The organism is uncultured Schumannella sp., from assembly GCF_905479755.1.
In the GTDB taxonomy this organism is placed as follows: domain Bacteria; phylum Actinomycetota; class Actinomycetes; order Actinomycetales; family Microbacteriaceae; genus DCRR01.
This window is the reverse complement of record NZ_CAJQNT010000005.1, coordinates 58,277-85,085: the sequence shown is the minus strand read 5'-3', so window position 1 is coordinate 85,085 and position 26,809 is coordinate 58,277. Positions and strand designations below refer to the sequence as shown.

Below are 26,809 nucleotides of genomic sequence, written 5' to 3'. Positions count from 1 at the left end.
CCGCGGTGCCGGCGCCCCGTTCTCAGATCCGCGCGACGCGGCGCAGACTCCCCCGTGGCCGCGGCGAGTCGGTGAGCGACTCGACCGCCGCATCCGGGGCCGCCGCGACCGCCTCGGCGCCGTGGGTGAGCGCCCCGCTGAGCCTCCCGGCGAGCGCGCGGCTGGGCGCGGGCAGATCGAATCCGGGCGGCTCGGTCGGGTCGATGTGCAGCTCGGCGCGGCCACGGCGGTAGGCGCCGAGGAACTCGGGCAACGTCGCCATCAGCGCGCGGTAGCGCACCCAGCGGTGGTTCGCCCACCCGTCGAAGCCTCGGTAGTGCGGCTTCGTGAACTGGTCGATCAGCGCGGAGGCCGCCGCCTCTCCGCGGAGCGCGAGGCGCTCGATCGCGTCATCCGACATGTTCAGGTTCAGCCCGCCCTGCTCGCTCGTCTGCAGCACCCGCACGATGCGGTCGCGATAGCCGGGCATCGTCACGTAGGAGTTGTCCTGCCAGTTGCGGGAGGTGTCGAGCATGGTGCCGGCGAAGTCGACGAGCGCGCCCACCCCCTCCTCGGCGATCGGCTGGTAGGGCGGCTGCACCCCACTCGAGTTGCGGGTGGCGAACACGATGTTCTCCGACTCGTCCGTCGGATGCTGGTCGGCGTCGCGCCGGAACGATCCGAGATTGATGGCGAAGGTGGGCCGGGTCGGCAACGGCGCCTCGAAGAGGTGCAGCGGGAAGTTGCTGCACATTCCGCCGTCGGTGAACCAGAGCTTCTCGAACTGCAGCTTCTCCCCGCGACGCCGCCGCACCGCATGCAACGGGATCGCCGAGATCAGCACCGGGAAGCTCAACGACATCCGCACGGCGACGATCACCGGCAGGTCGCGCGCCTCCGGCAGCCGCACGAGCCCCCGCTCGTTCGCCGCCTGGTTCTCGCGGCGCCCCCGCGCCTCGCTCGCGCCCTCCTCCGCCTCGGCGCACACGGCAGGAGCCGCGAGCAGCGACTCCATGACGTTCGGCGGAAAGAGCGTCGCCCACTCCTCGGGGTCGAAGAAGAAGTTCGACCCTTCGAGGGGCATCTCGTAGGGGCGACCACGACTCAGACACGTGGTGATCAGCCGCAGGTCGATGTCGCGCGCGCGACGATCCTCGGTCGCCGTAGCGTCGTCGCCCCACAGCTGCCCGAAGGTGAGCGGCGGGCCGCCTGCGGGAAGACCGGCGACCTCGTCGATGAGGTCAGACAGCCAGTCGGTGAAGCCGGGGCCGCCACCCTCCGTGCCGAGGCCGCGGCAGATGCCGAACAGGTTCTGGGGCGTCGCGACGGTGAGCAGGTCGACGAGCCGAAGCGTCAGCGCGAGCGCCCAGCCGACGACGACGAGCGCGAGCGCGGCGAGCGCGAGCGCGATGGCCGGTGCGAGCTGGAACCACTGCTCGCCGAGCACGGCCACGACGACGCTCGCCACCCCGAGCGCGAACAGCAGGATGCCCGCGAGAGCCCCGACGAGGCTCCGGCCCGGGAAACGCGTCAGCAACGCGCCGACGACCGCCCGCACCTTCGCCGCGGTGCCGGGCTTCGCGCGCAGCACGGCGAGCAGCACCCGCAGCAGCGGTTCGGTGCTCGGCTGCGCCTGGAACAACGCCTCCAGGCGCCCGTCGCGCAGCCGCCCCGGGATTTCGGTGAGTTTCTGGAAACCGCCCGTCTCGCGGCCGAACTCGGCCGCGCCGGCCAGCGCCGCCCCGATCGCGCCCGCCGAGGAGCCGCCGACGCCGCGCAGCCGGTACTCCTCCGCGAACTTCGCGATCGCGAGCGGGTAGACCACCCCCGAGGTGATCCCGCCCTTCATCACCAGGTCGCACTGCCGCTGCGGTGCCGCCCAGCGCTCGGCACCCTCGTGGTCGATCGTCGTTCCCCGTCTGCGCGCCATCGGCCCGACCTCCCGCGTTGTCGTGGCGCCACCTTCGCACCGTCCGTCGCCAGCGTCAACGCCCGCCGAACTCGCGGCAGGCGCGGCCGATCCGCGGCCGTGCCAGGCTGGGCCTGTGTCCTCGCCCGCCGATCTGCCCGAGCAGCTGCGCATCCGCGTCAAGCCCGGCAGTCGCAAGGGCCCGCTCATCGAGACGGATGCCGAGGGCACCCTGGTCGTGTTCGTGCGCGAGCGCGCCGTCGACGGCGCCGCCAACACGGCCGTCGAGACGGTGCTCGCCGCGCACTTCGGCGTCGCCCCGTCCCACGTGGCGATCACGCGCGGTCACGGCGCACGGTTCAAGACCGTCCACTTTTCCTGACGCCCGGAGCGACGCTCCGAGTCCGCGATGCGACCCGCGACGTGCGGGGTACGTGAGGGAATGTCGGCCGCATGGTGTGCACTCCTCATGTTGCGCCGTGTCACTTCCGGCGCGATCGCGAAGGTCGCCGACCGACGCGGAGCCGCGTCGCCTCGCGTCGATGGCTCGCCGAACAGCAAGAGGAAGCAGCTATGCAAGAATCCAACACCCCTGACGACGCCACGCAGTCTGCCGACGCCGCGCCGACCGAGAGCGCGCCGACGATGACGCAGCCCGACGCGCCGACGCCGACGGAGGCCGACGCGCCGACGCCGAACGACGTGCCGACGCCCGTCGCCGCGGAGGCAGCCCCGCGCGGCAGCGGCCTCGCGATCACCACACTCGTGCTCGGAATCGTCGCGTTCGTCTTCGCGTTCATCCCCGGTCTCAGCTTCGCCGCGTGGCTTCCCGCCATCGGCGCGATCGTCTTCGGCGTCATCGCGCTCGTGCGCAAGTCGGGCAAGCGCGGTTTCACCATTGCGGGCCTCATCCTCGGACCGCTCGCCTGGCTGGTCGCCATCATCGTGAGCGTCGGCGCCCTCGTCGGCGCGGCGGGCTCGTCGATCTCGGACGGACTCTCCGAAGGCGTCTCCGACGGGAGCGGCTCCACGCTCGAGGACGTCGACGACTCGACCACGGAGGAGGCGGCCGCTGCCGACTCTGACCTCGGCACTCGCGCCAATCCGGCACCGGCCGGGTCCAGCGTGGAACTCGGCGATTTCGGGGCCACGGAGTGGGAGGTGACGTTCGGCGAGACCGTTCTCAACGCGAACAAGCTCGTCGCCAACGAGAACCAGTTCAACGATGCCCCCGAGGACGGGTTCCAGTACATCCTCGTTCCGGTCACGTACACGTACGTGGGTGACGAGAGCGGAACGCCGTGGATCGATGTGACCATCGAGTTCGTCTCTGCCGCGGGCACGACCCACTCGACCTCCGACCAGTTCATCGTGGCTCCCGACAGCGCGTACGACATCAACGAGCTCTACCCGGGTGCCTCGGCGACGGGCAACGTGGTGATCATGGTGCCGAGCGATGGCGTCGACGCGGGCACGTGGTCCGTGTCGTCGTGGTTCAGCGACTCCGTCTTCGTGAAGGTCGTCTAACCGCGCCCGCCGGTGCCGGGGTCGCGCACGCCGCGCCCTCGGCACCGGAACACGCCACGCGACGCGGCGGCGGGTCGCGCCGAGCGGCGCGGGTCAGACCCCGTCGCTTGAGGTCGCGACGTTGAAGTTGTCGCGGAACACGTTCTCCGGATCCCACTCCGCCTTGAGCGCACGAAGCCTGGCGAGGGTCCGCTCCGACCACGCGCGACCGAGGCGCGCGGGATCCAGACTCGAATCGAAGTTCAGATACGAGCCCGACAGCAGCGGCTCGAGGCGGCGCCACTCGGTCTCGAGCGCCGCCTCATCAGACCCCTGGGCGACGATCGACACCGTGGCCGATCGCCCCGAATACGCGGTGGCCTCGCTGGCGACATCCGAGACCGCTCCCCCGAGCGAACGCAACTGCACGAAGTGGCTCACCCCCTTCTCCAGCAGCCGCACGGTGCGGGTGGCGACCTGAATGCTGAACTCGTCAACGAGCCCCGACCGCGAGACCGGTTCGCCGTTCGAGTCGTGCGGCGCATGTTCGACGAGCGTCGCGACGACCTCCTCATACGGCGCCATCTGCACCTGCTGCCCGACGAGGGGCGCGAGCCCGGCGAACGGGCGCAGTCGTTCGATGACGAGGCCCGACTCGGCGGTGTCGACGACGGCCAGCAGCCGCACGATGTGGGGCTGCCCCGCCGGCACCGGCGTCAGCACGAGCGAGGAGGTGAGGTCGCGCGAGGCGATCGCCATCGCGGCGGCCCAATTGACCAGGAATCCGGCGACCCCGCCGGGCGCCGCCGAGGCCTCGAAGGCCAGTTGCGCCCAGCCGACGTGGGGCTCCACCGGATGCGCTTCGAACTCGAACGCGGTCGCGATCCCGAAGTTCGCCCCGGCGCCGCGCATCGCCCAGAACAGCTCCGGATGCTCGTCGTCGCTCGCGCGCACGAGTTCACCGGACGCGGTCACCAGTTCGACCGCGCGCAGGTGGTCGATCGTGAGGCCGTGTTCACGGGCGAACCAGCCGAACCCGCCCGCCGTCGCAAGACCGCCGACGCCGACGGCGCCGTGATCGCCGGAGGTGAGCGCCCAGCCGTAGGGCGCCAGCACCGTCGACACGTCCACCCACCGCGCGCCCGGTCCGACGCGCACCCGCCGGGACTTCTCGTCGAGCGCCGTGATCTCGGCGAAGTGCGACATGTCGATGACGATGCCGCCGACGTTGGTCGAACGGCCGCTCACCCCGTGACCGCCGCTGCGCACCCCGAGCGGCACCGGCTGCCGGCGCGCGAAGGCGATCGCGTCGCCGACCTGCGCGAGGGTGCGCGGCGTCACGACGAGCCCCGGGGCACCGCCGCGGTTGTAGGTGTTGCGCACGCGCGCATAGCCGGGGTCCCCCGGCTCCACCGCTTCCGCGACCAGGGAGGCCGGTAGCGCCTCGTAGTCGATGCCGGCGACCCGCTGTGCGCGCGCCGCTGCCCCGCGCATCCCGTCGCGCTCGCCCCCGCGCCCGCGCCGCGCCGCATCGACGGCGGCACGAAGCGGCGGCATCACCTCCTGCGCGAAGGTGGTCATGGTCTCGGGATCATCGGTCGCCAGGATGAAGGTCGAGACGCCGTCGTCGACGGCGAACGCCAGGAGCTCCTCGACCCAGCGTTCGGGCGGCCCCTGAAGCAGTTCTGTTCCGGCCGACGCGAAGCGCCCGCCGACGTTGAGCATGCGACGAATGTGCCGCGGATCGCGCCCGGCGTCGACCGCCGCCTCGTCGACGACGGCATTCGCCCGCGCCAGGTCGCCCGGCTGAAGGGCGAACAGCGAGGGAAGCCATCCCTCGGCGCGACGCGCGATCAACCGCAGCATGCGCGGCTTGTATCCCCCGACCCAGATCGGGATGTCGTGCGCGGGCCGAGGCCCCCGCTTCGCCCCGTCGAGGCGGTAGTGCTCGCCCGCGATGCGCAACGGCGTTCGGTCGTCGACATCCCAGATGCCCCGGATGACGTCGAGCGCCTCGTCGAGCGCCTCGATGCTCTCCCCCGGGGTGCGGCGCTCGCCACCCATGGCGGCGATCGCGTCCCAGAAACCGCCCGCGCCGAGGCCCAGCGCCACGCGCCCGCCGGAGAGCACGTCGAGGCTCGCCGCCGCCCGCGCGAGCACGGCGGGGGGACGCAGCGGCAGATTGTGCACGTTCGCGGCGATCTGCACGCGCGACGTCTGCGCCGCCACCCAGGTCATCAGCGTCCAGGTGTCGAAAAACGCGGGCTGGTACGGGTGATCCTGAAACGTCACCAGGTCGTACCCGAGCTCTTCGGCGCGCTGGGCGAGACCGAGCGCGCCGTCGCTCGGCGACACGTTCGGGGTGATGAACGTGCCGAACGCCAGCTCGTGGCCGTAGTCGGGCATAACCCCACTGTGCTCCTGTGAGCTGGACTTCGCTAGCCACCTGGGGAGAACTCCCCTGCTCGGCGCCCGGTGGGTGCGCTTTCCTCGGGAGGCATCCGCTTCGCCCGCGTACGCTGAAGACATGACCGTCCGGTACCGAAACGAGCCCATCTACACCGCCGCGATCGGCGCCGGCCGGCTGATGTTCGGGGCCCTCCGGGTCAAACGCGACGTGCGCGGCGCCGAGAACTTCCCGGACTCCGGCGGAGCCGTCATCGCGATCACTCACTACGGCTTCCTGGAGTTCGCCCTCGTCGAGTGGGTGCTGTGGCTGCACAACCGCCGCCGCATCCGCTTCATGGCGAAGAAGGGCGCGTTCCGCGGCTGGCCGCTCGGCTTCTGGATGCGCAACATGAAGCACATCCCGGTCGACCGCGACGCGGGCGCGGGCGCCTACGATGCCGCCATCGAGGCGCTGCGGCGCGGCGAGTTGATCGGCGTGTTCCCCGAGGGCACCATCAGCCGCAGCTTCGAGGTCCAGAACCTGAAGACCGGCGCGGCGCGACTCGCGCAAGAGGCCGGGGTGCCCATCGTTCCGGTCGCCGTGTGGGGCGGGCACCGCATTCTCACGAAGGGGGCGAAGGGCCGCCGCCGCGACCGTTTCGGGGTTCCCGTCCAGGTGCGGGTCGGTGCGCCGATCACGGTCGCCGCGGGGGCCGACGTGACGACGACGACGGATGCGCTGCGCGGCACCCTGCAACACCTCACCGATGAACTCCAGGCCAGCTATCCCGTCGACGGCACCGGCCAGTGGTGGCAGCCGGCGCGCCTCGGCGGCACGGCTCCGACCGTCGCCGAGACAGCGCACGAGCAGCGGGGCTCGCGCCGTCCCGACGAGATCAGCGGTTAGCTCGCCGACGCGTCGCCCTGCTCGTCGGGGTAGTGGAATACCTCGTCGAGCGGCACCTCGAAGGCGCGCGCGATCTGAAAGGCGACCTCGAGCGAGGGAGAGTAGCGCGCCTGCTCGATCGCGATGATGGTCTGCCTCGTCACGCCGACTCGGTCGGCGAGTTCTGACTGCGTCATCTCGCCGCGCGCGAACCGCAACGCGCGGATCGAGTTGGTCACCCGGGTGGACTTCACGCGCGCAGCCCCCACCGGTAGGCCGAGAGCTTGAAGATCGCGCCGAAGATCGCCGAGACGTAGAAGCCGAGGAAGATCACATTCGCGATCCAGAAGTGCTCGAGCTCGAGCCCGGCGAACCCGAGCGCGGCGAGCGCTCCCGCGATGAGGAACCAGCGCGCGGCCAGTTCACCCGACCTGTTGATGGCCCGGTCTCGCTCGTCGCTCTCCTGCATGACGCGGCGCACGGTCGCGTCGGCGGTCTTCGGGTCGCGCGAGCCGGCGACGATTCCGGCGATCACGGCGACGACGACGTTGAGCACGACGGTGCCGACGACCGAACCGACGATGACGACCGCCATCGGGATCAGATACTCGGCCTCGACGAGCGGGCCGCCAGCGGCGCCGGTCATGACGAGATTGAAATAGACCGCGTAGCCGACGACGGCGACAAGAAGCGCGATCCAGGCGTTGCGCTGTTCGGCAACCATTGATGTCCTCCAGTGATGTGAGTGGGTGTGTAAAACAAACTTGACATTGGGAATGTACAGATATCTCGACGTGGTGTCAAGAATCATTGACACTGAGTCCGAAATTCCTGACACCCTTGACGTGAACTGAACGTGTGTTTAGTATTTTGAACATGCGTTCAGCCTCGAGCTCCCCGGGCGACCGCGTGGCATCGGCCCGCATTCGCGACGCCGCGATCGTGCTCTTCGGTCGCGACGGCCTCGAACGCACGAGCGTGCGCGCCATCGCCGCCGAGGCGGGAGTGAGCCCCGGCCTCGTGATCCACCACTTCGGTTCGAAAGAGAACCTGCGTGATGCGTGCGATCTCTTCATCACCGAGGAACTCTTCGGGCGCAAGTCTGCGCTCGACGCCTCCCGATTGAACGAGCAGTTGCAGCGCTGGCTCGCCGACGTCGACCAGTTCCGCCCCTGGCTCGACTATCTCGCGCGCATGCTGATCGACGACTCCCCCGCCTCCGGCCGCCTCTTCGATGCGCTCCTCGGCTCGACCCGCTCGACGCTCGACGCGCAGACCGAGGCGGGTCTCGTACGACCCAGCGACGACCCGGATGCCCGCGCCGCGATCGTCACCGTCTCGGGGCTCGCCTCCTTGATCATGTCCAAGCAGCTCAGCCGGGTCTTCGGCGACGACTACTTCGGTGACGCCATGGTGCGGCGGATGACCATTCCCACACTCGAGCTCTACACCCACGGCCTCTACCGCGACGACCGGATCCTCGAAGCGGCGCGCACTGCGCTCGCACCGAGCCCGGACAACGACCGCCCCACCCCGAAGGAGAACACCGCATGACTCTGGCGATACAGACCTCCGCGCTGAGCAAGAGCTATGGCTCGGTCACCGCCGTGCATTCGCTCGACCTCGCCGTCGAACAGGGCACCGTCTTCGGGCTGATCGGCCCGAATGGCGCCGGGAAGACCACGACCCTGCGGATGCTGCTCGACATCATCCGCCCGAGCTCCGGCAGCGCCACGATTCTCGGGCAGAGCCCGCGCGCCGGCGGCGCAGCGCAGCGCCGACGCATCGGCTTCATTCCCGGCGAGCTGCGACTCGACGGGCGTGTGAAAGGCCTGGCACTGCTGCGGCACTACGCCGACATCAGCGGCCCGGTGGCCCCCGGCGCGATCGAGGCACTCGCGGAACGTCTCAACCTCGACCTCACCCGCCCGGTGCGTGCCCTCTCGAAAGGCAACCGCCAGAAGCTCGGACTCATCCAGGCGTTCATGCATCGGCCCGAACTGCTCGTACTCGACGAACCGACGAGTGGCCTCGATCCCCTCATCCAGCGCGAGTTCCTCCAAATGCTGCGCGAGGCGCGCGACGCGGGACAGACCGTGCTGCTGAGCTCGCACGTGCTGAGCGAGATCCAGCAGTCCGCCGACCAGGTGGCAGTCCTCGCGGCGGGACGCATCGTCGCCGAGGGCGATGTGGCATCGCTTCGACTCCACAGCGTCCGGCGTCTGCGCGCGGGAATCGCCGAGAGCGACGTCGCCACCGTACGCGACCGGCTCTCACGACTCGAGCACGTGCGCGACCTCGAAATCTTCGAAGGCGCGACCGTGCGCGTGCTCGCGACCGTCAACGGCGACATCGACGAGCTCGTCAAGGCGCTCGCGAACTTCCGCCTGACCGATCTCACGGTGGAAGAACCCGACCTCGAAGAGTCGGTGCTCGATCTCTACGGACGACAGGAGGTCGCCTCATGACCCACACCGCCGAAACCCGCGACCACGTGGACGCCGGGCGCCGGGCGCTGCTGCCGGTGTTCCGCCGTGCGGTGCTCGACAGCTGGCGTTCGACCCTCGGCTGGGCCGCCGGACTCGCCGCCGCCGTCATGCTCTACCTGCCGCTCTACCCCTCGATCGGCACGACACAGATGATGGATGTGCTCGACAGCATGCCGCCCGAGCTCATCAAAGCTCTCGGCTACGAGCAGATCGGAAGCGGTGCCGGCTACACCCAGGCCACCATCTTCGGCCTGATCGGCTTCGCGCTCCTGACGATCGCCGCGACCACCTGGTCGTCGGCGGCGATCGCGGGCGCCGAGGAGAGCGGACGCCTCGAACTCATGCTCGGCCACGCCGTGAGCCGCGTGCAGTACGCGCTCGAATCGACGCTGGCACTCGTCGTCCGCCTGGCGGCGCTCATCGCCTTCACGATGGCGCTGATTCTCGTGATCAACGACTCCGCCCAGCTCGAGCTGGAACCGGTCAACGTGCTCGCCGCGAGTCTGGCGTTTCTCGGCCTCACGGTGCTCACCGCGAGCGTCGGGCTCGCCGTCGGCGCGGTCAGCGGTCGGCGCGCGATCGCCACCGCATCCGCCGCCGGTGTCGCGATCGCCGGTTACGTGATGAGCGCGATCGGCAACCAGAGCGCCGACCTCGAGTGGCTTCACCGCTTCTCGCCGTACGACTGGGCCTACCTGAATTCTCCGCTCACCGAGGGGTTCGATGTCGGAGGCCTGGGCCTGCTGTTCGGCCTCGCGGCCGTCGTCATCGGCCTGGCGGTGGTCGCGCTCGATCGACGGGATGTGACGGGCTAGCCGCGCTCAGCCAACGAACGGACGCATCCGACAGACTGGATGCGTCCGTTCGTCTGTCAGGAGCAACCCGGTGACCGCTGCGCTCGTCCTCGACGTGATCCTGGTCGTCGTGCTCGTCGGCTTCCTGATCTCGGGACTTCGCCACGGGCTCGCGCGCAGCCTGGGTTCGATTCTGGGGCTCGCGGCCGGGGGCGTCGCCGCCTTCCTGCTCGCGCCCATCCTGACCGGCATCGTGCCGTGGCCGTTCTGGCGCGTCTTCTTCGTCGTCACGGCGGCGGTGTTCCTGCTGATCGTCGGGCACTCGATCGGGCGCGCGATCGGGCGACTGATCGGCCGCGGAGTGGATCGCACGGCGCTGCGCCCCCTCGATCGGATGCTCGGCGGTGCCGCGACGCTCGTGACCGCCGCGCTCGTCACCTCCCTTCTCGCGGGAAGCATGACCGCGCTCGGAGCCCCGGTGCTCTCGCGCGCGGCGAACGATTCCGCCGTCATCTCCGGAATCGAGCGGCTCACGCCGGACCCGGTCGATAGTGCGCTCGCACGCCTGCGATCGCTGATCCTGGCCGACGGCGTTCCGGTGCTCGGGCAGGGCCTCGGCGGCGTCGCGACGGCTCCGAGCGCGGCGCCCGAGGTCGAGACCGCTACGGACCCGTTGATCGCCGCCTCCGCCTCGGTCGTGCGGATCACCGGCACCGCCTATGCCTGCGGGCAGAACCAGTCCGGCTCGGGTTTCGTGATCGCCTCGAACCGGATCGTCACCAATGCCCACGTCGTCGCCGGTGTCGACCAGCCGGTCGTCGAGGCCCCGAACGGCCAGAGCATCGAGGGACGCGTCGTCTACTTCGATGCGCGCGATGACCTCGCCGTGATCGCCACCATCGGGCTCGACGTTCCCCCGCTCGCGCTCAACGAGCCTCTCGCGATCGGCGACGAGAGTGTCGTGCAGGGTTACCCCTTCGGTGGTCCCTTCGTCTCCGACGGCGCCGAGGTGCTCGCGGTCTCGACCGAGCGCCTGCGCGACATCTACGGCGGCCAGACGAGTGAACGCGAGGTCTACACGCTCGCGGCCGAGATCAACCCCGGCAACTCCGGCGGCCCCCTGCTCGCGCTCGACGGCGAGGTGGCGGGCGTCGTGTTCGCCAAGAGCGCCGACTCGTCGCAGCTCGGCTACGCGATGACGAACACGGAACTCGCCCCGGTGGCCGACGCGGCCCCGGGCCTCAGTGCGCAGGTCTCCTCCGGGAGCTGCGTCGCCGGGTAAGGACGCGCATCCGCGAGCCCGCGCCTGAGCGGAGCTCGACCAAAATCCTCTTGACGACAGCGGCTCCGAGGTGCACCCTGAATACAGAACAACTCGTCGCCCAGAAGAGCCGGAGTCACTGACCCGCCGCTGGGCGACGAGTCTGTTAAGGCGCGAAGTTCACTCAGAACCCGCTTAGATGGGCGGATGGGCCGCACCGTCGACTACTCGCCGCTCTGGCTCGAGCCGCCGGCGGCGGAAGTTCGCGAGTATCGGCGTCGGGCCCGCGCACTCGGGATGCCCGGAACGCTCCTGGCGCCGGGCAACCTCGTGCAGGTCGTTGTCGTGTTGCCGATCGCCCTCGTCGGCGGATCGTTCTTCGTCGGCGGCGCAGTCGACGCGTTCCTGGATCGCACCGACCCCGTGCTGCCGGCGTTCTTCGGTGTATTCCTGGTCGCGATCCTGGCGGCATCGGGCATCGGAGCGCTCCTCAGTCTCCTCGGACGGCGCACCTGGGTGCGCTGGACCCAACTCGACCGCTTCGCGCGAGCCAACGGTCTCCTGTTCTCTCCCCACAGCCCCGCGCCGAACTATCCGGGGGCGATCTTCGGGCTCGGTGACGCGCGCGCCTCGAGCGAGCACCTCCGCAGCGCCGAGGGGCGGTTTCTCGACTTCGGCAACTTCCAGTACACGACCGGGTCGGGAAAGCGACGGACACGGCACCGGTGGGGATTTCTCGCGCTGCACCTCGATCGTCGCCTTCCGCACATGGTGCTCGACTCACGCGCCAACAACGGCCTGTTCGGCGTTTCGAATCTGCCGACGACGTTCGATCGCTCCCAGCGGCTCTCACTCGAGGGCGACTTCGATCGCTTCTTCACGCTCTACTGCCCGGCACGCTACGAAACCGACGCTCTGTACGTCTTCACCCCCGATCTGATGGCGCTCCTGATCGATGAGGCATCCCCGTACGACGTCGAAATCATCGACGACTGGATGTTCGTCTATCACCCGGGCGGATTCGAGTCCGGATCGCCCGCGGTCTACCAACGGCTCTTTCGAATCGCCGACACGGTCGGGGCGAAGACGCTCGACCAGACCGAGCGCTACCGCGACGAACGTGTTCCGGATGCGCTCGCCTCGAACGTCGTCGAGGCCTCGGGTCAGCGTTTGCGTCGGGGCGTTCCGGTCGCCGCGGTCGTCGGCGTGGTCGCCGTCGTGGCGGTGTGGCTCGTGGGCTTCGCGCCCGAGGTCATCGGCGCCGTGCTGAACCTCAGGCCGTAGCGCTCGTCGGGCGGGCCGCCGCGAGCCGCCGCCGCGTGTCGGTGATCCGTGCCAGCAAAGCCGCCTCGTCGGCCTGATTGCCGATCAGATCGCGCCCGGTCATCATCCGCTGGCGCGCGTAGGCGAGCTTCGTCGCATCGCGGATGTAGTCGCGCATGACCGACCCGATGCCGTTCGACTTCGCCCACTGCATCGCCTGTCGGCGTCCGGCGGGCGTGGCGAGGCTCGGAACCTCGGCGGCGCTGATCCATCCGGCGGCCGCGTACTCCGCCAGCCGCTCGCCCGTCAGCTGCACCTCTTGGCGCCGCATCAGGGCGACCATCCCGACCGCGATGAGGAACAACGGCACGTGAATCGCGATGTAAACGACGAAGAAGTCCGCGAAGAACGTGGATCCGTTCCAGAACGCGTGCAGCACGATCGCGGGGACCAGTCCGAGAAGGAACGCCCCGAAGGTCAGCCAGGCACTCCCGCGCTTGGCGGCGACCCCGATCGCGTAGCCGATGCAGGCGGTGAAGAGCACATGCGCGAAGGGAGACAGGATGCCGCGCACGAAGAACACCAGGGCAACGTTCGAATCCTCGCCGTAGTAGCCCGAGACCTCGAGCCCGAAGTACTGGATGTTCTCAGTGAAGGCGAAGCCCGCCGCCACCACCGCCGCATACACAATGCCGTCGATCGGGCCGTCGACGTGGTGTTTGGCGAACAGGTAGATCAAGAAGACCCCGATGCCCTTGCCGAGTTCCTCGACGATGGGCGCCTGAATCGCGCTCTGGGCGAAGTTGGTGAAGTCGGTCGGGCCGCCGATCGCCGCGATGACCTCCTGCAGCCCCGAATCGACGAACAGCGCGACGAGGATCGCGATCGTGGCACCCCAGAGGAAGGCGAAGAGCAGCGCGCCGCGCGGTTCGGGCTCCCAGCGGTCGATCCAGCCCACGCCCACGAGCACGACCGCGAGCGGAATGAGCGCGATGATCGCGGCGATCAGGGTGAATGCGGGGCCGAGCACCGACAAGAAATACGCGGCGAGCACGACCAGAGCGATGCCCATCAGCGTGAAGCCGATGACGGCGCCGACGACGCGACCGGTGCGCGGACGCGCAGGCAGTGCCAGCACCGCCTGGGGCGCGTGATCGGTCGTGCGGCGGACCTCGTCGGGTGCGACGTCGGGGCTCTCCTGGCTCATGGGGCAACCCTATTCCAGCACCCCACGCCCGTGGGCAATCCTCACTGCGCGTCGGCCCGGCGGTGCCCGATCGGCCCGCTCAGTCCTGCTGTTCGCGCAGAATCGCGAGCGCGCGGCTCACCCGATCGCGCAGCCCCGGCACGCGACGCCGCTGCGGGATGCGGGCGCGTTCGAGCAGCGCCACGACCTCGGCACGTTGGGTCTCGAGTACGACCGTCAGCGCTGCCTGCCGCGCCACATCAGCACGGACGGCGAGAGCACCGGCCGCCAATGAGACCACCGCCCCGATCGTGAAACTGATCGAGAAGACGCCCGGTGCCAACAGCCAGCTGGCAACGGCGAGAGCGACGACGACCGCCACACCGAGAAGGCGCAACGGCAGCGCGTTCTGGCTGCGACGCGCGCGCGTGCGGTCGGCGAGACTCAACCGGCGCTCGAAGTCGAGCAGCTCGTCGTCGTCGAAGCTGTAGATCGCGCGGTCCCGCAGATCGCGGCGGATGCGCGCATAGCTTGGCCGTTCACGGCGGCCCGCCGCGACGACCGCGCCCACCCCGACGACGAACGTGAACACCGTGACGGCGAACAGGATGAGCGCTGCGGCGACCGGGTCATTCGCATCCCAGACGGCACGCGCCGCCGAATCGACGGCGAAGGCGATGATCACGGCGAGTGCGGCGACGATCGCCACCAGCCAGGCCAGATCGCGGATGCGTCGCCGGGTCAGCGCATCCGGTTCCTCGTCGTCGCGGACGTGTCGCGCATCCACCCAAGCGGAGATCGCATCGGCCACCAGAAGCGCCAGAACGACGAAACCGACGAAGGCCGAACTCGCAAGCAGAGCATCGGTGTTCACCCTGCGACCCTACCCCGCGCTCGAAGCCCGGCCCGTGCGTGAAACGTGACCCTGACTCGGCTTCGGGGCAGCCGTCACCGGCCGTGCCGAACGGCGTCAGGCGGCGAGGTTCGGGCGGCGTCCCTCGATCGTCTCGACGTCGTCGAACACGCCCGCACGGATCGCCTGGAACACCTCGACGGCGGCCTGCGCGAGCCGGCCGTGGCTGCCGAGACCGATGCGGCGGGCCTGCGGCTCGTCACGGATCGCGATCGCCTGCTCCGCCTCGACGACACGCGCGCCGAGGGAGCGCACCCACGCCGCCGTCATCTCGGCGACCACCGAGTCGGTCGACTCGACGCGCACCTCGGCTCCGCGAACGACCGGCCGCGTGCGCAACAGGGCACGGGCGATCAGCCCTGGAGCCAGGTAGCTCACGACCTGCTCGTCGCTGATCCAATCGGGCACCCCGAGCACATCGGTCTGGTCGAGCAGGACGAGCTCCCCGAGTTCTTGGCCGCGGTCGCGCCAGGCCACCCGGTCACGCGGCGCGAAGCCGTTCGTGTCGGGGCCCGCCGCATCGACGACGCCGACCACGAAGCCGCGACCGCGGCGGGTGGGGCGAAGGCGCAATCGGCCCGTGGAGGGGCGAGGGATGCCCGAACGCGTGCGGGCTCGGCCCGTGTGCGCCGACATCGGGCTGGGGGTGTTGGGAACGGCTTCGATCGTATTCATCGTGTTTGACGTACTCACCTCACCAGGAGAAAACCCCGTCTACCTCCGCGACATTCCCGCATTGCCTGGGAGTTCGCTCAGAGCGAAAGGGGCCCGTGGGTCAGTAGACCTTGCCCGGATTCAGGATGCCGCGCGGGTCGAACACGCGCTTGATCTCGCGCTGAAGTTCGAACGAAACATCACCGATCTCGGCGCGCAGCCAGCGCCGTTTGAGCAGTCCCACGCCGTGCTCGCCGGTGAGGGTGCCGCCCAATCGCAGCGCCGCGGTGAACATTGCGTCGGCCGCCGCCCACACCTCCTCGGGGACGATCGGTTCGCCCGCGGCGTCGACGCCGCGACTTTCGAACGTGAAATTCGGATGCAGGTTGCCGTCGCCCGCGTGCGCCACCGTCGAAATGTCGACCCCGAAACGCGCGCTGATGCGTTCCAGCTCGTCGAACATCTCGGCGAGGGCACTCCGCGGAACCGCGACGTCTTCGATGAGCACCTCGCCCCGCGCGGCCATCGCCCCGTGGAAGGCGCGGCGCATCGCGAACAGCTCCTCCCCCGCCTCGACGCTGACGGCGAGTTCACCGCGGCCACCAAGCTCCGCGGTGAGTTCCAGCGCACGCTGGGCGGCCTGGGCCGCCCCCTCCCCATCCGTGCGGATGAGCAGCTGAGCGCCGCGATCGGAGAAGTCCCGACCCAGATGGGTGCCGATCGCGCGAAGAGCCGCGGCATCCAGGATCTCCAGGGCCGAGGGCTGGATTCCCGCCGCCATGATCGCGGCGGCGGCTCGCGCCGCGTCGCGCGTGCTGTCGAAGCTCGCGCTGACGGTATCCGGTGTTGCCGCCGGGCGCGGCCTGACCCGCAGCGTGGCCTCGACGATCACGCCCAGCGTGCCCTCCGAGCCGACCATGAGGGCCACCAGATCAAGGCCCGTGACGCCCTTCACCGTGCGATGACCGGTGCGTAGCAGCCGCCCGTCGGCGAGCACCACGGCCAGCCCCAGCACGGCCTCGCGCGTCACACCGTACTTCACACACGAGAACCCGCCCGCGTTGGTCGCGATGTTGCCGCCGATCGTCGAGATCGCGCGGCTGGCCGGGTCGGGGGCGAACCACAGTCCGTGCGCGGCCAACTGGTCGTTGAGATCGCCGTTGAGGATCCCCGGCTCCACCACCACCAGCTCATCGGCGGCCGAGAGTTCGAGCACGCGCTGCATCGGACGCGTCGACAGCACGATCTCGCCCGCGCCGCCGATCGCTCCGCCCGCGAGCCCCGTCCCCGCTCCGCGCGGAACGACCGGGATGCCGTGCTCATTCGCGTAACGGAGCGTCGCCTGTACGTCCTCGATGCTGCGGGCCTCCACGAGGCCCAGCGGCGGCGCCCCGGAGAGGTGGCCCGACTTATCGGCCCGAAGCGTCTCGAGCACGGGAGCGTCGACGACGAAGGCCGGCTCGAGCAGCGCGGCGAGCGCCGCCCGGTGACGATCGAATTCGTCGGAACGCATGAGGCGAGGCTAGCGGCACCCCCGGGCATGCCGCCTGATCGCCGTGTCCGATTTCCGCTGACACGGGGCGTGTTCGCGTGACACCCTGAGGCATGCCGGAATCCCCGTTCGCCGAACGCTACGCCGCCCTCTCGGCGCGCGACGCCCGCTTCGACGGGCAGTTCATCGCCGGCGTCACCACGACCGGCATCTACTGCCGGCCGAGCTGCCCCGCCGTCACCCCCAAGCCGCACAATGTCCGCTTCTTCCGCACGGCGGCGGCCGCCCACGAGGCCGGGTTGCGCGCCTGCAAGCGCTGCCAACCCGATGCCGTCCCCGGATCCCCCGAGTGGAATCTGCGCGACGACCTCGCCTCGCGAGCGATGCGCCTCATCGAAGACGGCGTCGTCGAGCGCGACGGGGTCGAAGGTCTCGCGCGGCGCCTGGGCTACAGCAGCCGCCAACTCGGTCGCGTGCTGCGCGCCGAGCTCGGCGCCGGCCCGCTCGCGCTCGCCCGGGCGCACCGTGCCCACACCGCCCGCACCCTCCTCGCCGTGACGGAGCTGCCGATCGCCGATGTCGCCTTCGCCGCCGGATTCGGGAGCCTGCGCCAGTTCAACGACACGATCGCCGAGATCTATCGCGTCACTCCGACCGAGCTGCGCGCTCTCGCGCGGCGCGGTGCGCGCAGGGCGTCCCGCAAGATCGCCCCGGACGCCGCCAGCAGCCCCACCGCCAGCGCCGGCGCCGACGCATCCGCCGCGGCTCCCTCCAGCTCCACCTCCACGTCGGCGGAGGATCCCGCGTCGACGGGCACCTCCCTGACGCTGCGTCTGCCCGCCCGCGAACCCTTCGACGGAGCCGGGCTCCTGCGGTTCTTCGCCGATCACGCGATTCCCGGGCTCGAAAGCGACGACCCCGACGAGTACTCCCGCGAGATCGCGCTCCCCCGCGGGGATGCATCCGTGCGGGTGCGCATCGATGCCGAGCGCCCGGGCGTCGTCGTGCGCGCGCGCATGAGCGACCTCGCCGATGTGCCCGCCCTCTCGGCACGGCTCCGGCGCCTGTTCGATCTCGACGCCGACGCCCTCGCCGTCGACCGCGCCCTCGCGGCGGACCCCGTGCTCGCCCCGCTCGTCGCCGCGCGCCCGGGCGTTCGCCTCCCCGGCAGCATCGACGGGGCCGAGACGCTGTTCCGCACCCTGCTGGGGCAGCAGATCTCCGTCGCTGCCGCCCGCACCGTCACCGGCCGCCTCGTCGCCGAACTGGGTGACGGGCGCTTCCCCACGGCGGAGCAGTTGGCCGCCCGCGGCGGCGAGGTGCTGCGCGGTCCCGCCCGCCGGATCGCGACCGTCGTCGCCGCCGCGCGCGCCATCCTCGACGGCCGACTTCGACTCGACCCTGAAACGCGCGCCGACGAGTTGCGCGCCGGGCTGCTCGCGGTGCCCGGAATCGGTCCGTGGACCGCCGGCTACGTCGCGATGCGAGTGCTCGGGCATCCCGACACGTTTCTCGCCGAGGATCTCATCGTCCGCCAGACGGCGGCGGCGCTCGGACTCCCCGGATCCGCGGGGGCACTCACCGCACACGCGGCGCGCTGGGCGCCGTGGCGCAGCTACGCCACTCTGCACCTGTGGCGTGCGCGCGTCTTGGCCCCGGCCGCCCCGCCGGTGACGTCATCCGGCCATTCCCCCGGCGGTCGATCCTAAGATCGGGACTATGGCGACGGAGCAGTCACACCACGCGGCGGGCGCACCGGCGCACCGCCGGTCCGACGGCCGCGACGAGACCGAGGCCGAGCGCCTCGACCGCAACTGGGGCGAGATCCTGCAGGAACTGCGCGTCACGCAGACCGGATCACAGATTCTCACCGGATTCCTGCTCACCATCCCGTTCCAGTCCCGATTCAGCGAACTCGAGACGCACGAGCGCGTGATCTATCTGGTGCTGGTCGGCTTCGCCGTGCTCGCAACCCTGCTCGCCCTCACCCCCGTCACCCTGCACCGCGCCCTGTTTCGCCAACGCGCCAAGCCCCAGCTGGTGGCCCTCGCCAACGTGATCATGCGCGTCACGTTCGTGTCGCTCGCGTGCACCCTCACGGGCACGGCGCTCCTCATCTTCGACGTCGTGCTCGGCCGCACCGCGGGAATCATTGCGGGCAGTGTCACGCTCGGGTTCGCAATCATCGCCTGGTTTCTGTTGCCGCTCGTCGCGCGATCGCGACACCTCGCGCCGTAACGCCCTGCACGCCACCCGCACGGCACCTGCGCGCCACCCACACGGCACCCGCGCGGCGCCTGCACGGCACCAGCACGCCAGCTGAACACCACCCGCACGGCTGAGCGCCGACTGTGCGCGCGGTGAGAAGGCGGGCAAAACAGCCCCACGGCCGGACGCCAGGACGTAAACCGGACACATGACCACGCTCGATCCGAATCCCGTGACGCGATACCGCAGCGACGGCTTCCCCGAACAACACCAAGATCAGCCCGGACTCACCTCGGCGACCGTCCCCGCCCCCGACCACGGCGAAGAGTCCTACGTCGGCTCGGGGCGCCTCACCGGGATGCGCGCCCTCATCACCGGCGGCGACTCCGGCATCGGTCGCGCCGTCGCGATCGCCTTCGCGCGGGAGGGGGCCGACGTCGCCATCACCTACCTTCCGGACGAGGTCGACGACGCCGCCACCACCATCGGCTGGATCGAACACGCCGGCCGGGTCGGAATGGGACTCCCGGGCGATCTGCGCTCCGAGGATGCCAACGAGACCGCCATCGAGACGGTCGTGGAACGACTGGGCGGGCTCGACATCCTCGTTCTCAACGCCGCGTATCAAGAACAGCGCGACGGCCTCGAACACGTGCCGACGGAGGAATTCCAGCGGGTCTTCGAGACCAACGTGTACTCGCCGCTCTGGATGGCGCGCGCGGCGATCCCGCACCTGAAGCCGGGTTCCTCGATCATCACGACCACCTCGATCCAGGCCTTCACTCCGTCGCCCCCGCTGATCGACTACGCGATGAGCAAAGCGGCGCAGGTCGCGTTCACGAAGGCGCTCGCGCAGCAGCTCGGCTGCCGGGGCATCCGAGTGAACGCGGTCGCGCCCGGGCCGATCTGGACACCACTCATCCCCGCGACCAGCTGGCCCGAGTCGCTCCCCGACTTCGGGCAGGACACGCCTCTGCGGCGCGCCGGACAGCCGGCCGAGCTCGCGTCCGCCTACGTGTTCCTCGCCGACCCGGCGTCGTCCTACGTTTCGGGGGCCATCGTGCCGGTCACCGGAGGGAAGGCGCTCTGATTCCGGCCTGACAGAAAGGAGCACCTCGTGCCCACCACCCGCGACAGCTCACTCAAAGACACAGAGCTCTACGAAACACTTCGCGCCGAAGGCAACAGTAAAGAGAAGGCCGCTCGCATCTCGAACGCGGCCGCCCGCGACGGCCGGAGCGCGGTGGCCGAGCGCGGCGGCGAGTCGGGCGCCTACGAGACGTGGACTGTCGCCGAACTGCGGACACGCGCGAAAGACCTGGGGCTCACCGGGTATTCGAGCCTCAGCAAGCGCGAGCTCATCCGAGCGCTGCGCGAGCACTGACCACCACACGGAAGGAGTCCGCCATGGAACGAGAGCCGAACACCGACACGAGCACCCACGACAGCGACCCGCTGGAGTACGTCCCGAACCCGGACGACGAACGCGAAGTTCCCCGCGACGATGCCGTCGAGACGGAGCTGCCCCCGCCCACGCTCGACCCCGAGGAACGCATCGAAGCCGAGCCGGAGACGGATCCCGAGGCCGAGCTCGACGGCTGAGCCCGACGGCTGAGCCCGACGGCCGGGCCCGACCGCGTCAGTAGACGAAGATCGGAATCCAGTCGCGATGGTGCGCGTGCACGATCGCCAAGAAGACGATCGCGTCAAAGAGCAGGTGCACGATCAGCACGTAGCCGAGCGAACGGGTGCGGCTGAACAGCCAGCCCTGCAGCAGCGCGAACGGGATCGTCAGCAGCGGACCCCATGCACGGTAGCCGAGCTCCCACAGGAACGACACGAAGATCGTCGCCTGCAGCAGGTTCGCCTGCCACACCGGGAAGTGCCGGCGCAGCAGCGCGAAACAGGTGCAGATGAAGAACAGCTCGTCCCAGGTGCCCACTGCGTTGACCCCGACGAAGAACCGCGCCAGCTCGGAGGCGTTCTCGATGTTCGGCCAGTTCTCGTAGGCACCCGAGCGGATGAAGTAGAACGGCAGAATCGCCCAGCCGAGCGCCGGCACCGCGAACAGGTACAGCAGCTCCGCGCGCGTCTTCTTCTCGTGGCTGCGCCACGGGAACCGCACCGCGCGGCGACGATAGACGAAACGGTCGACGAGGAACGGCACCGCCACGGCCGCCCCCAGCACGATGCCGATCCGAATGAAGCTCGGCCAGGAGACATCCGCCTCCACGCTCGTCGTCGACACGATCGCGATCCCGAGCCCGATCAGCAGCAGATCCTGCGCGAGCGCGCGATCCAGCAGCAGCGCCCAGACGAGCCCGCCGACCAGCAGCGGATACCCGAGCAGCGGCAACTGCAACGCGAACAGCGCGAACGCCGACAGCGCGATCGCGAGGGCCGGAATCAGCTTCGCCGTGCGCTCGCCGTCGACCTCGAGCGGTGTCACGATCGGCACCGCAGGGGATCGAGCCGTCACGCCATATCCTCCGCCGTCGGGAGGGTGATCACCGATGTCATCGGAACTAGGCCGCTCAACCGCTCCGGTCGCAGCACCTTCGCGACCTGCTCGGGTGTCATCAGCCCGGCGTCGACCACGAGCTGCGAGATCGACGCGTTCGACGTGAGCGCCTCGTGTGCGAGCGTCGCCGCCGCCCCGTAGCCGATGTACGGCGTCAAGGCCGTGACCACGCCGACGCTCGACTCGACCTGCATCGCCAGGCGGGCCTCATTGGCGGTGATGCCATCGATGCAGTTCACGCGCAAGGTGCGGCACGCGTTCGTCATCCACACGAGCGACTGCAGGATGCTGTGGGCGATCACGGGCTCGAAGGCGTTCAGCTGCAGTTGTCCGCCCTCCGCCGCGGCGGTGACCGTGGCATCCGCGCCGATCACGGCGAAGGCGACCTGGTTGACCACCTCCGGAATCACCGGGTTCACCTTGCCGGGCATGATGCTCGAGCCGGCCTGCCGGGCGGGGAGCGAGATCTCGCCGAAGCCGGCCTGCGGACCGGATGACAGCAGTCGGAGGTCGTTGCAGATCTTCGAAAGCTTGACGGCGGCGCGCTTGAGCGTGCCGGACACCGTCATGAAGATCCCGGCGTCGGCGGTGGCCTCGATCAGGTCAGGCGCCGTCTCCTGCGGGATGCCCGTGACCTCCTCCAGGTGCCGCCGCACCGCCTCCGCGTAGCGCGGGTCGGCGGTGATGCCGGTGCCGATCGCGGTCGCGCCCAGGTTGATCTCATTGAGCCACGGGATGACCTCGCCGAGCCGGTCGGAATCCTCCTGCAGCGTCGTCGCGAAGCCGTGGAACTCCTGACCGAGGGTCATCGGCACGGCGTCCTGCAACTGGGTGCGGCCCACCTTGAGCACGTTCTCGAACTCGCGCGACTTCGCCGCGAAACTCTCGATCAGCAGCGCGTGCTCGGTGAGCAGTCGGCGCAGGCCGAACACCATCGCCAGCTTGATCGCCGTCGGGTAGACGTCGTTCGTCGACTGGCTGCGGTTGACGTCATCGATCGGGTGCAGCGCGTGATACTCGCCCAGGTTGTAGCCCATCATCGACAGGCCCGCGTTGGCGATCACCTCATTGGCGTTCATGTTGGTGCTCGTGCCGGCGCCGCCCTGCACGACGCCCACCACGAACTGGTCGTGCCACTCCCCCTCGGCGATGCGCGCGCAGACCTGATCAATCACGTGCGCCTTCTCGGCGCTCAGCACCCCGAGATCGCGGTTGGCTCGCGCCGCGGCCTGCTTCACGAAGGCGAGCGCCCGGATCAGGTCGGGGTAGTTCGAGATCGCCCGTCGCGAGATCGGGAAGTTCTCCAGCGCCCGCGCGGTGTGGATGCCCCAGAGTACGAAATCCGGGATCTCCATCTCGCCGAGCGAGTCGCGTTCGGTGCGCGTTGGACCGGGAGAGGCCAACAACGCTGGGGCCTGCTCGGGACCGGACGTGACCGGCGTGCCGTCGGGGTCGTTCACGAAACCGAGTGTACGTCGCGACTCGCTCAGCGGAAGGGCTTAGACCGGCCAGACGCCGATGATCAGCGCCATAACCACGAGGGTGACGAGTTCGTGCGCGATATTCAACACAGTGAGCCCCGCGGGACGACGGTCGAACAGGTCGTGCGTGGTGAAGCGCGCCGCGGTGAAGCCCGCCCAGAGCACGACGGCGGTGATGACGGTGTCGAGCAGGAAGTTTCCGCCGCCGTAGTAGTCGTGCACGATCGTCGCGGTGCCGGCGAGCACGAGCGCGGTGACGAAGCTCACGAGCAGTGTGATGACGAGCGCCTTCACGAATCCGGTCTGGGTGTCTTCGGGCGTCATGCCGCTGAGCTTCATCCAGCGCCTGCCGAACACCTTCGGGGTGTACCAGATCGAGCCCACCACCATGCTCGAGAGGGTGGCAAGAACGACGGCGATGTAGTTGATCTCAGGAACCATGCCCCGCATCATCCTCGCCCGGCCCCCGCCGCGCAACCGCCCGGCAGGTCGGCAGGCTGGCAGGTCGGCAGGCTGGCAAGTCGGCAGGCGGGCAGGTCGGCAGGCTGGCAGGTCGGCAGGGATGCATCCCCGGCGCCGACGAGTGCCGCGCGCGATACTCGGTCGGGGCGCGAGTCACGCGGCGGGACGCGAGACACGCGTCACGCGGCGGGGCTGCAACGGCGCGAGCGACCGCGCTAGCACACACCCGGCTCTCGGAGGTCTCACGGCGTGCCCCCCAGTCGCGGGCGCCCCAGACGGGGGAATGTGCTGGCGATCCCTTCCCCCGTACTCTGAAAACGCATCCGCAGGGGGCGGGCGGCAGGGGGCTTGGTACGTGCTATCACGACGCGCGCTGGGAGTATTCGCGTTGGCGGCAATCGTCGTCGCCGCGATCAGCTTCGCGATCGTGGACGTCGCGATCGCCAGCCAACCATGCTCCGCCAGCGAGTTGGGATGCGCGGGTGTCGCCCCGCCGATCGTCGCTGTCACCTTCTCGGCGCTTGGTGCGCTCGGACTGCTTGTCAGCATCCTGCCCGCCGTGAATTGGGTGGTCGAATCGATCCAACACGCGGCCCACGTGCCCCATGAACTCGAGGCCGCGACGGCGCGATCGGTGATGCCCAAGAGCATCTCCGTGCTGGACGACGACGACTAAGCCACCAGGGTCAGGGCGAGTCCGCCGACCCGCGCCGCGACGCTAGAGCCGCTCGACCGAGAGCACGCGCACGACCGCGATCCCCTGTTCGGCCGAGGCCTCGAGGTCGACCTCGGCGTTGATCCCCCAGTCGTGGTCACCCGCGGGATCGTCGATCACCTGGCGCACGACCCAGCGTTCGGGCTGCTCGTCGATCTGGATCCGGGCGGCGCTGCGGGCGTCCGGTCCGGTTCCGATGGTGTCGTGCTCCTCGAAGTACGCGTCGAGGGCCGCCGGCCAGTCGACGTCGGGGTCGAGCGCAATGAGCTCGTCATCCTTCTGCAGCGCCGCGAGTTGGACGCGCCGCCAGAGCTCGTTCCGCACCAGCACCATGAACGCCCGCCGATTCGTCAGCACGCTCCGCGGCGCCGTACCGAGTGACTCGCGCCCCTCCCGCGTGCCGCGCGCGTCACTCCCGGGCGCCCGGGATGCATCCCCGCCACCGGAATCGGAGATGAGGGCTTCCCATTCGTCGAGGAGGGAGGAGTCGACCTGGCGGACGAGCTCGCCGAGCCACTCGATGAGGTCGATCAACTCTTCGGTCTTGCGCTCGTCGGGGATCGACTGCCGCGCCGTGCGGTAGGCATCCGAGAGGTATCGCAGCACGAGCCCCTCGCTGCGCCCCAGTTGGTAGAACGCGATGTACTCACCGAAGCTCATCGCCCGCTCGTACAGGTCGCGCACGACCGACTTGGGCTTCAGCTCGAAGTCGCGCACCCACGGCTGACTCGACGCGAAGGTCTCGAAGGCCTGCTCGAGCAGCGCCTCCAGCGGCTTCGGCCAGCTGATCTCCTCCAGCAGATCCATCCGCTGCTCGTACTCGATGCCCTCGGCCTTCATCGCCTGGACCGCCTCACCGCGCGCCCGATACTGCTGCTGCGCGAGCACCGGCCGCGGGTCATCCAGCGTCGCCTCGACGATCGAAATCATGTCGAGCGCGTAGTGGTTGGTGCCCGCGGCATCCGGATGCGCATCCGGCCCCCCGCGCCCCACCTCGGCCTCCGGGTCGAGCAGTTCGAATGCGGCGAGCGCGAACGGCGACAAGGGCTGGTTGAGCGCGAAGTGCGGAGGCAGATCCACCGTCAGACGGATGCTCGCCGTGCCATCAAATCCGCCGCCGGTCTGCAGCACCACGCCTCCCTGCCGCAGGGTGCGATACACGCCGATCGCGCGACGCGCGAGTTCGCGCTGGCGCGCGAGGGGTTCGTGGTTGTCGAAGACGAGGTCGCGCACCAGTTGGAACGCGCTCGCCGGCTCGCTCGCGGGCGCGTCGGCGCCGGGACGCCCGACGAGGTTGATGAGCATCGCGGCGGTCACCTGCATCGAGCTGGTGAGTGTCTCGGGCTCGGCGGCGATCAGCCGTTCGAAGCTCGCCGGCCCCCAGCTGACGAAGCCTTCGGGCGCACGCTTCTTGGGGCCCTGCTTCTTGCCGCGCGCCTCGGCTTTGGCCGTCGCGATCGCGTTCTCGATCTCGTGTTCGGGCGCCTCGGCCACCACCTCCCCCGCGGTGTCGAAGCCGGCGCGCCCCGCGCGCCCCGCCACCTGGTGGAACTCACGGGCGGTCAGCTGCCGCATCCGCGTGCCGTCGTATTTGGTGAGCCCGGTGAGGAGCACCGTGCGGATCGGAACGTTGATGCCGACGCCGAGCGTGTCGGTGCCGCAGATGACGCGCAGCAGCCCGCGCTGCGCAAGCTGTTCGACCAGGCGCCGGTACTTGGGCAGCATGCCCGCGTGGTGCACGCCGATGCCGAGCCGGATCAGGCGGGAGAGCTGCTGCCCGAATCCGGCGGCGAAACGGAACGCCCCGATCTCGTCGGCGATCTTGTCGCGCTGCTCGCGCGTCGCCACGCCCGCACTCGCGAGCGCCTGCGCCCGCTCGACCGCGGCGGCCTGCGAGAAGTGCACGAGATACACCGGGGCGAGCCCGTCGCGCAGCAGTTCGGCGACCGTCTCGTGCACGGGCGTCTGCACATACCGATAGTGCAACGGCACGGGCCGCTCGACGCCGGTGACGCGCGCCACCTCGCGCCCGGTGCGGCGCTCCAGATCTTCGGCGAGCTCGGTGACGTCGCCGAGCGTCGCCGACATCAGGACGAACTGCGCCCCCGGCAGCTGCAGTAGCGGAAGCTGCCACGCCCACCCGCGGTCGGGATCGGCGTAGTAGTGGAACTCGTCCATGATGACGACGTCGGCGTCGGTGTCGGGGCCGTTGCGCAGCGCCAGGTTCGCGAGGATCTCGGCGGTGCAGCAGATGATCGGCGCCTCCGGGTTGACGCTCGAATCCCCCGTCACCATGCCGACGTTCTGCGCGCCGAAGGTGTCGGTCAGCTGGAAGAACTTCTCACTCACCAGCGCCTTGATCGGCGCGGTGTAGAAGCTCCGCCGCCCCTGCGCGAGCGCCGCCGCGTGCGCCGCCACCGCCACGAGCGACTTCCCCGTCCCGGTCGGGGTCGACAGCACCAGGTGACGATCGAGCACCAGCTCGAGCACCGCCTCCTCCTGCGCGGGATAGAGGCGGATGCCCTGCTCGCTCGCCCACTCATCGAAGGTCGCGATGAAGGCATCCGGATCCCACTCACCGTCCGGGCGTGTGGCGGCAAGGCGGTCGGTCAGCATGCGTTCGAGTCTGCCGTACTCGCCGACGGCGCCGTCGCGGCGCTCGCGAGCGTGCCCCTCCGGAGGCCGTGCCCCCCGGTATGGGT

Annotated in this window: 26 protein-coding genes; 14 read left to right on the top strand and 12 right to left on the bottom strand. The window is 69.9% G+C overall.

All coding sequences use genetic code 11. From position 1 onward, the window contains the following. Nucleotides 1-22 precede the first annotated feature (22 nt). Nucleotides 23-1,909, bottom strand: coding sequence for a patatin-like phospholipase family protein (locus QZ258_RS02010; protein WP_294178544.1), 1,887 nt, complete (start codon nucleotides 1,907-1,909; stop codon nucleotides 23-25). 115 nt (nucleotides 1,910-2,024) lie between these two features. Here QZ258_RS02010 and QZ258_RS02005 point away from each other — a divergent pair, with 115 nt between their 5' ends. Together QZ258_RS02005 and QZ258_RS02000 are read left to right on the top strand one after the other, a co-directional pair. Continuing rightward, nucleotides 2,025-2,270: a DUF167 domain-containing protein gene (locus QZ258_RS02005; protein ID WP_294178542.1), complete on the top strand. Its 246-nt coding sequence runs from the start codon at nucleotides 2,025-2,027 to the stop codon at nucleotides 2,268-2,270. Between the two features lie 191 nt (nucleotides 2,271-2,461). Beyond that, nucleotides 2,462-3,415 carry a DUF4190 domain-containing protein gene (locus QZ258_RS02000; RefSeq protein ID WP_294178540.1) on the top strand — a complete coding sequence of 318 codons (954 nt, stop codon included), beginning with the start codon at nucleotides 2,462-2,464 and terminating at the stop codon, nucleotides 3,413-3,415. A gap of 93 nt (nucleotides 3,416-3,508) precedes the next feature. On the opposite strand, the gene QZ258_RS01995 is transcribed toward QZ258_RS02000, so the two are convergent. Beyond that, complete coding sequence (locus tag QZ258_RS01995) at nucleotides 3,509-5,800, bottom strand: LLM class flavin-dependent oxidoreductase (protein WP_294178539.1); 2,292 nt, start codon at nucleotides 5,798-5,800, stop codon at nucleotides 3,509-3,511. Nucleotides 5,801-5,921: 121 nt separating this feature from the next. Here QZ258_RS01995 and QZ258_RS01990 point away from each other — a divergent pair, with 121 nt between their 5' ends. Next, entirely contained in the window at nucleotides 5,922-6,689 is a 768-nt protein-coding gene (locus QZ258_RS01990; RefSeq protein ID WP_294178538.1) for a 1-acyl-sn-glycerol-3-phosphate acyltransferase, read from the top strand. Here the strand turns inward: QZ258_RS01990 and QZ258_RS01985 are convergent. Together QZ258_RS01985 and QZ258_RS01980 are read right to left on the bottom strand one after the other, a co-directional pair. Continuing rightward, nucleotides 6,686-6,922, bottom strand: coding sequence for a helix-turn-helix transcriptional regulator (locus QZ258_RS01985; protein ID WP_294178536.1), 237 nt, complete (start codon nucleotides 6,920-6,922; stop codon nucleotides 6,686-6,688). The genes QZ258_RS01990 and QZ258_RS01985 overlap by 4 nt on opposite strands. Continuing rightward, a complete protein-coding gene (locus tag QZ258_RS01980; protein ID WP_294178534.1) occupies nucleotides 6,919-7,392 on the bottom strand; it encodes a hypothetical protein in 474 nt (157 codons plus the stop codon). Before QZ258_RS01980 ends, QZ258_RS01985 begins: the two co-directional genes overlap by 4 nt. Nucleotides 7,393-7,544: 152 nt before the next feature. Between QZ258_RS01980 and QZ258_RS01975 the strand changes: the two genes are divergently transcribed. The 5 genes from QZ258_RS01975 (at nucleotide 7,545) to QZ258_RS01955 (ending at nucleotide 12,496) form a co-directional block, all read left to right on the top strand. Beyond that, on the top strand, nucleotides 7,545-8,222 hold the full coding sequence (locus QZ258_RS01975; protein WP_294178532.1) for a TetR family transcriptional regulator: 678 nt from the start codon (nucleotides 7,545-7,547) through the stop codon (nucleotides 8,220-8,222). After that, nucleotides 8,219-9,136, top strand: a complete 918-nt coding sequence (locus tag QZ258_RS01970; RefSeq protein WP_294178530.1) for an ABC transporter ATP-binding protein — start codon at nucleotides 8,219-8,221, stop codon at nucleotides 9,134-9,136. Before QZ258_RS01975 ends, QZ258_RS01970 begins: the two co-directional genes overlap by 4 nt. Beyond that, nucleotides 9,133-9,972, top strand: coding sequence for an ABC transporter permease subunit (locus QZ258_RS01965; RefSeq protein WP_294178529.1), 840 nt, complete (start codon nucleotides 9,133-9,135; stop codon nucleotides 9,970-9,972). Before QZ258_RS01970 ends, QZ258_RS01965 begins: the two co-directional genes overlap by 4 nt. A 70-nt stretch (nucleotides 9,973-10,042) precedes the next feature. Next, on the top strand, nucleotides 10,043-11,233 hold the full coding sequence (locus tag QZ258_RS01960) for a MarP family serine protease (RefSeq protein WP_294178527.1): 1,191 nt from the start codon (nucleotides 10,043-10,045) through the stop codon (nucleotides 11,231-11,233). A gap of 186 nt (nucleotides 11,234-11,419) precedes the next feature. Then, complete coding sequence (locus QZ258_RS01955; RefSeq protein ID WP_294178525.1) at nucleotides 11,420-12,496, top strand: hypothetical protein; 1,077 nt, start codon at nucleotides 11,420-11,422, stop codon at nucleotides 12,494-12,496. Here QZ258_RS01955 and QZ258_RS01950 read toward each other — a convergent pair. From QZ258_RS01950 to QZ258_RS01935, 4 genes are all read right to left on the bottom strand, one after another. Further along, nucleotides 12,486-13,682, bottom strand: coding sequence for a PrsW family intramembrane metalloprotease (locus tag QZ258_RS01950; RefSeq protein WP_294178522.1), 1,197 nt, complete (start codon nucleotides 13,680-13,682; stop codon nucleotides 12,486-12,488). The genes QZ258_RS01955 and QZ258_RS01950 overlap by 11 nt on opposite strands. A gap of 79 nt (nucleotides 13,683-13,761) precedes the next feature. After that, on the bottom strand, nucleotides 13,762-14,535 hold the full coding sequence (locus tag QZ258_RS01945; RefSeq protein ID WP_294178518.1) for a hypothetical protein: 774 nt from the start codon (nucleotides 14,533-14,535) through the stop codon (nucleotides 13,762-13,764). Nucleotides 14,536-14,631: 96 nt separating this feature from the next. Continuing rightward, complete coding sequence (locus tag QZ258_RS01940) at nucleotides 14,632-15,249, bottom strand: hypothetical protein (protein WP_294178516.1); 618 nt, start codon at nucleotides 15,247-15,249, stop codon at nucleotides 14,632-14,634. A 100-nt stretch (nucleotides 15,250-15,349) separates the two neighbouring features. Next, on the bottom strand, nucleotides 15,350-16,741 hold the full coding sequence (locus QZ258_RS01935) for an FAD-binding oxidoreductase (RefSeq protein ID WP_294178514.1): 1,392 nt from the start codon (nucleotides 16,739-16,741) through the stop codon (nucleotides 15,350-15,352). Between the two features lie 92 nt (nucleotides 16,742-16,833). Between QZ258_RS01935 and QZ258_RS01930 the strand changes: the two genes are divergently transcribed. The 5 genes from QZ258_RS01930 (at nucleotide 16,834) to QZ258_RS01910 (ending at nucleotide 20,530) form a co-directional block, all read left to right on the top strand. Next, nucleotides 16,834-18,429: a DNA-3-methyladenine glycosylase 2 family protein gene (locus QZ258_RS01930; RefSeq protein WP_294178512.1), complete on the top strand. Its 1,596-nt coding sequence runs from the start codon at nucleotides 16,834-16,836 to the stop codon at nucleotides 18,427-18,429. A gap of 10 nt (nucleotides 18,430-18,439) precedes the next feature. Beyond that, nucleotides 18,440-18,958 (top strand): DUF6328 family protein, encoded by a 519-nt coding sequence (locus QZ258_RS01925; RefSeq protein ID WP_294178510.1) that lies wholly within the window; start codon nucleotides 18,440-18,442, stop codon nucleotides 18,956-18,958. Nucleotides 18,959-19,136: 178 nt separating this feature from the next. Continuing rightward, complete coding sequence (locus QZ258_RS01920) at nucleotides 19,137-20,018, top strand: SDR family oxidoreductase (protein WP_294178504.1); 882 nt, start codon at nucleotides 19,137-19,139, stop codon at nucleotides 20,016-20,018. Nucleotides 20,019-20,045: 27 nt separating this feature from the next. Next, the gene (locus QZ258_RS01915) at nucleotides 20,046-20,312 is read left to right on the top strand and encodes a Rho termination factor N-terminal domain-containing protein (RefSeq protein ID WP_294178502.1); all 267 of its coding nucleotides are present in this window, start codon (nucleotides 20,046-20,048) and stop codon (nucleotides 20,310-20,312) included. Between the two features lie 23 nt (nucleotides 20,313-20,335). Next, nucleotides 20,336-20,530, top strand: a complete 195-nt coding sequence (locus QZ258_RS01910) for a hypothetical protein (RefSeq protein WP_294178499.1) — start codon at nucleotides 20,336-20,338, stop codon at nucleotides 20,528-20,530. Nucleotides 20,531-20,567: 37 nt separating this feature from the next. On the opposite strand, the gene QZ258_RS01905 is transcribed toward QZ258_RS01910, so the two are convergent. From QZ258_RS01905 to QZ258_RS01895, 3 genes are all read right to left on the bottom strand, one after another. Continuing rightward, entirely contained in the window at nucleotides 20,568-21,338 is a 771-nt protein-coding gene (locus QZ258_RS01905; protein ID WP_294178568.1) for a CPBP family intramembrane glutamic endopeptidase, read from the bottom strand. A 65-nt stretch (nucleotides 21,339-21,403) separates the two neighbouring features. Beyond that, a complete protein-coding gene (locus QZ258_RS01900) occupies nucleotides 21,404-22,855 on the bottom strand; it encodes an aspartate ammonia-lyase (protein ID WP_294178567.1) in 1,452 nt (483 codons plus the stop codon). A gap of 93 nt (nucleotides 22,856-22,948) precedes the next feature. After that, nucleotides 22,949-23,371, bottom strand: coding sequence for a DUF1761 domain-containing protein (locus QZ258_RS01895; protein WP_294178498.1), 423 nt, complete (start codon nucleotides 23,369-23,371; stop codon nucleotides 22,949-22,951). 409 nt (nucleotides 23,372-23,780) lie between these two features. On the opposite strand from QZ258_RS01895, the gene QZ258_RS01890 reads away from it, so the two are divergent. Continuing rightward, a complete protein-coding gene (locus QZ258_RS01890; protein WP_294178497.1) occupies nucleotides 23,781-24,068 on the top strand; it encodes a hypothetical protein in 288 nt (95 codons plus the stop codon). Nucleotides 24,069-24,110: 42 nt separating this feature from the next. Here the strand turns inward: QZ258_RS01890 and QZ258_RS01885 are convergent, their stop codons facing one another. After that, nucleotides 24,111-26,723 carry an RNA helicase gene (locus QZ258_RS01885; protein ID WP_294178495.1) on the bottom strand — a complete coding sequence of 871 codons (2,613 nt, stop codon included), beginning with the start codon at nucleotides 26,721-26,723 and terminating at the stop codon, nucleotides 24,111-24,113. Between the last annotated feature and the right edge of the window lie 86 nt (nucleotides 26,724-26,809).

Coding starts and splice junctions, on each gene's coding strand:
- QZ258_RS02010 (WP_294178544.1), bottom strand. CDS start 1,909: ATGGCGCGCAGACGGGGAACGACGATCGACCACGAGGGTGCCGAGCGC.
- QZ258_RS02000 (WP_294178540.1), top strand. CDS start 2,462: ATGCAAGAATCCAACACCCCTGACGACGCCACGCAGTCTGCCGACGCC.
- QZ258_RS01995 (WP_294178539.1), bottom strand. CDS start 5,800: ATGCCCGACTACGGCCACGAGCTGGCGTTCGGCACGTTCATCACCCCG.
- QZ258_RS01990 (WP_294178538.1), top strand. CDS start 5,922: ATGACCGTCCGGTACCGAAACGAGCCCATCTACACCGCCGCGATCGGC.
- QZ258_RS01980 (WP_294178534.1), bottom strand. CDS start 7,392: ATGGTTGCCGAACAGCGCAACGCCTGGATCGCGCTTCTTGTCGCCGTC.
- QZ258_RS01975 (WP_294178532.1), top strand. CDS start 7,545: ATGCGTTCAGCCTCGAGCTCCCCGGGCGACCGCGTGGCATCGGCCCGC.
- QZ258_RS01970 (WP_294178530.1), top strand. CDS start 8,219: ATGACTCTGGCGATACAGACCTCCGCGCTGAGCAAGAGCTATGGCTCG.
- QZ258_RS01965 (WP_294178529.1), top strand. CDS start 9,133: ATGACCCACACCGCCGAAACCCGCGACCACGTGGACGCCGGGCGCCGG.
- QZ258_RS01955 (WP_294178525.1), top strand. CDS start 11,420: ATGGGCCGCACCGTCGACTACTCGCCGCTCTGGCTCGAGCCGCCGGCG.
- QZ258_RS01950 (WP_294178522.1), bottom strand. CDS start 13,682: ATGAGCCAGGAGAGCCCCGACGTCGCACCCGACGAGGTCCGCCGCACG.
- QZ258_RS01940 (WP_294178516.1), bottom strand. CDS start 15,249: ATGAATACGATCGAAGCCGTTCCCAACACCCCCAGCCCGATGTCGGCG.
- QZ258_RS01935 (WP_294178514.1), bottom strand. CDS start 16,741: ATGCGTTCCGACGAATTCGATCGTCACCGGGCGGCGCTCGCCGCGCTG.
- QZ258_RS01930 (WP_294178512.1), top strand. CDS start 16,834: ATGCCGGAATCCCCGTTCGCCGAACGCTACGCCGCCCTCTCGGCGCGC.
- QZ258_RS01925 (WP_294178510.1), top strand. CDS start 18,440: ATGGCGACGGAGCAGTCACACCACGCGGCGGGCGCACCGGCGCACCGC.
- QZ258_RS01920 (WP_294178504.1), top strand. CDS start 19,137: ATGACCACGCTCGATCCGAATCCCGTGACGCGATACCGCAGCGACGGC.
- QZ258_RS01910 (WP_294178499.1), top strand. CDS start 20,336: ATGGAACGAGAGCCGAACACCGACACGAGCACCCACGACAGCGACCCG.
- QZ258_RS01895 (WP_294178498.1), bottom strand. CDS start 23,371: ATGGTTCCTGAGATCAACTACATCGCCGTCGTTCTTGCCACCCTCTCG.
- QZ258_RS01885 (WP_294178495.1), bottom strand. CDS start 26,723: ATGCTGACCGACCGCCTTGCCGCCACACGCCCGGACGGTGAGTGGGAT.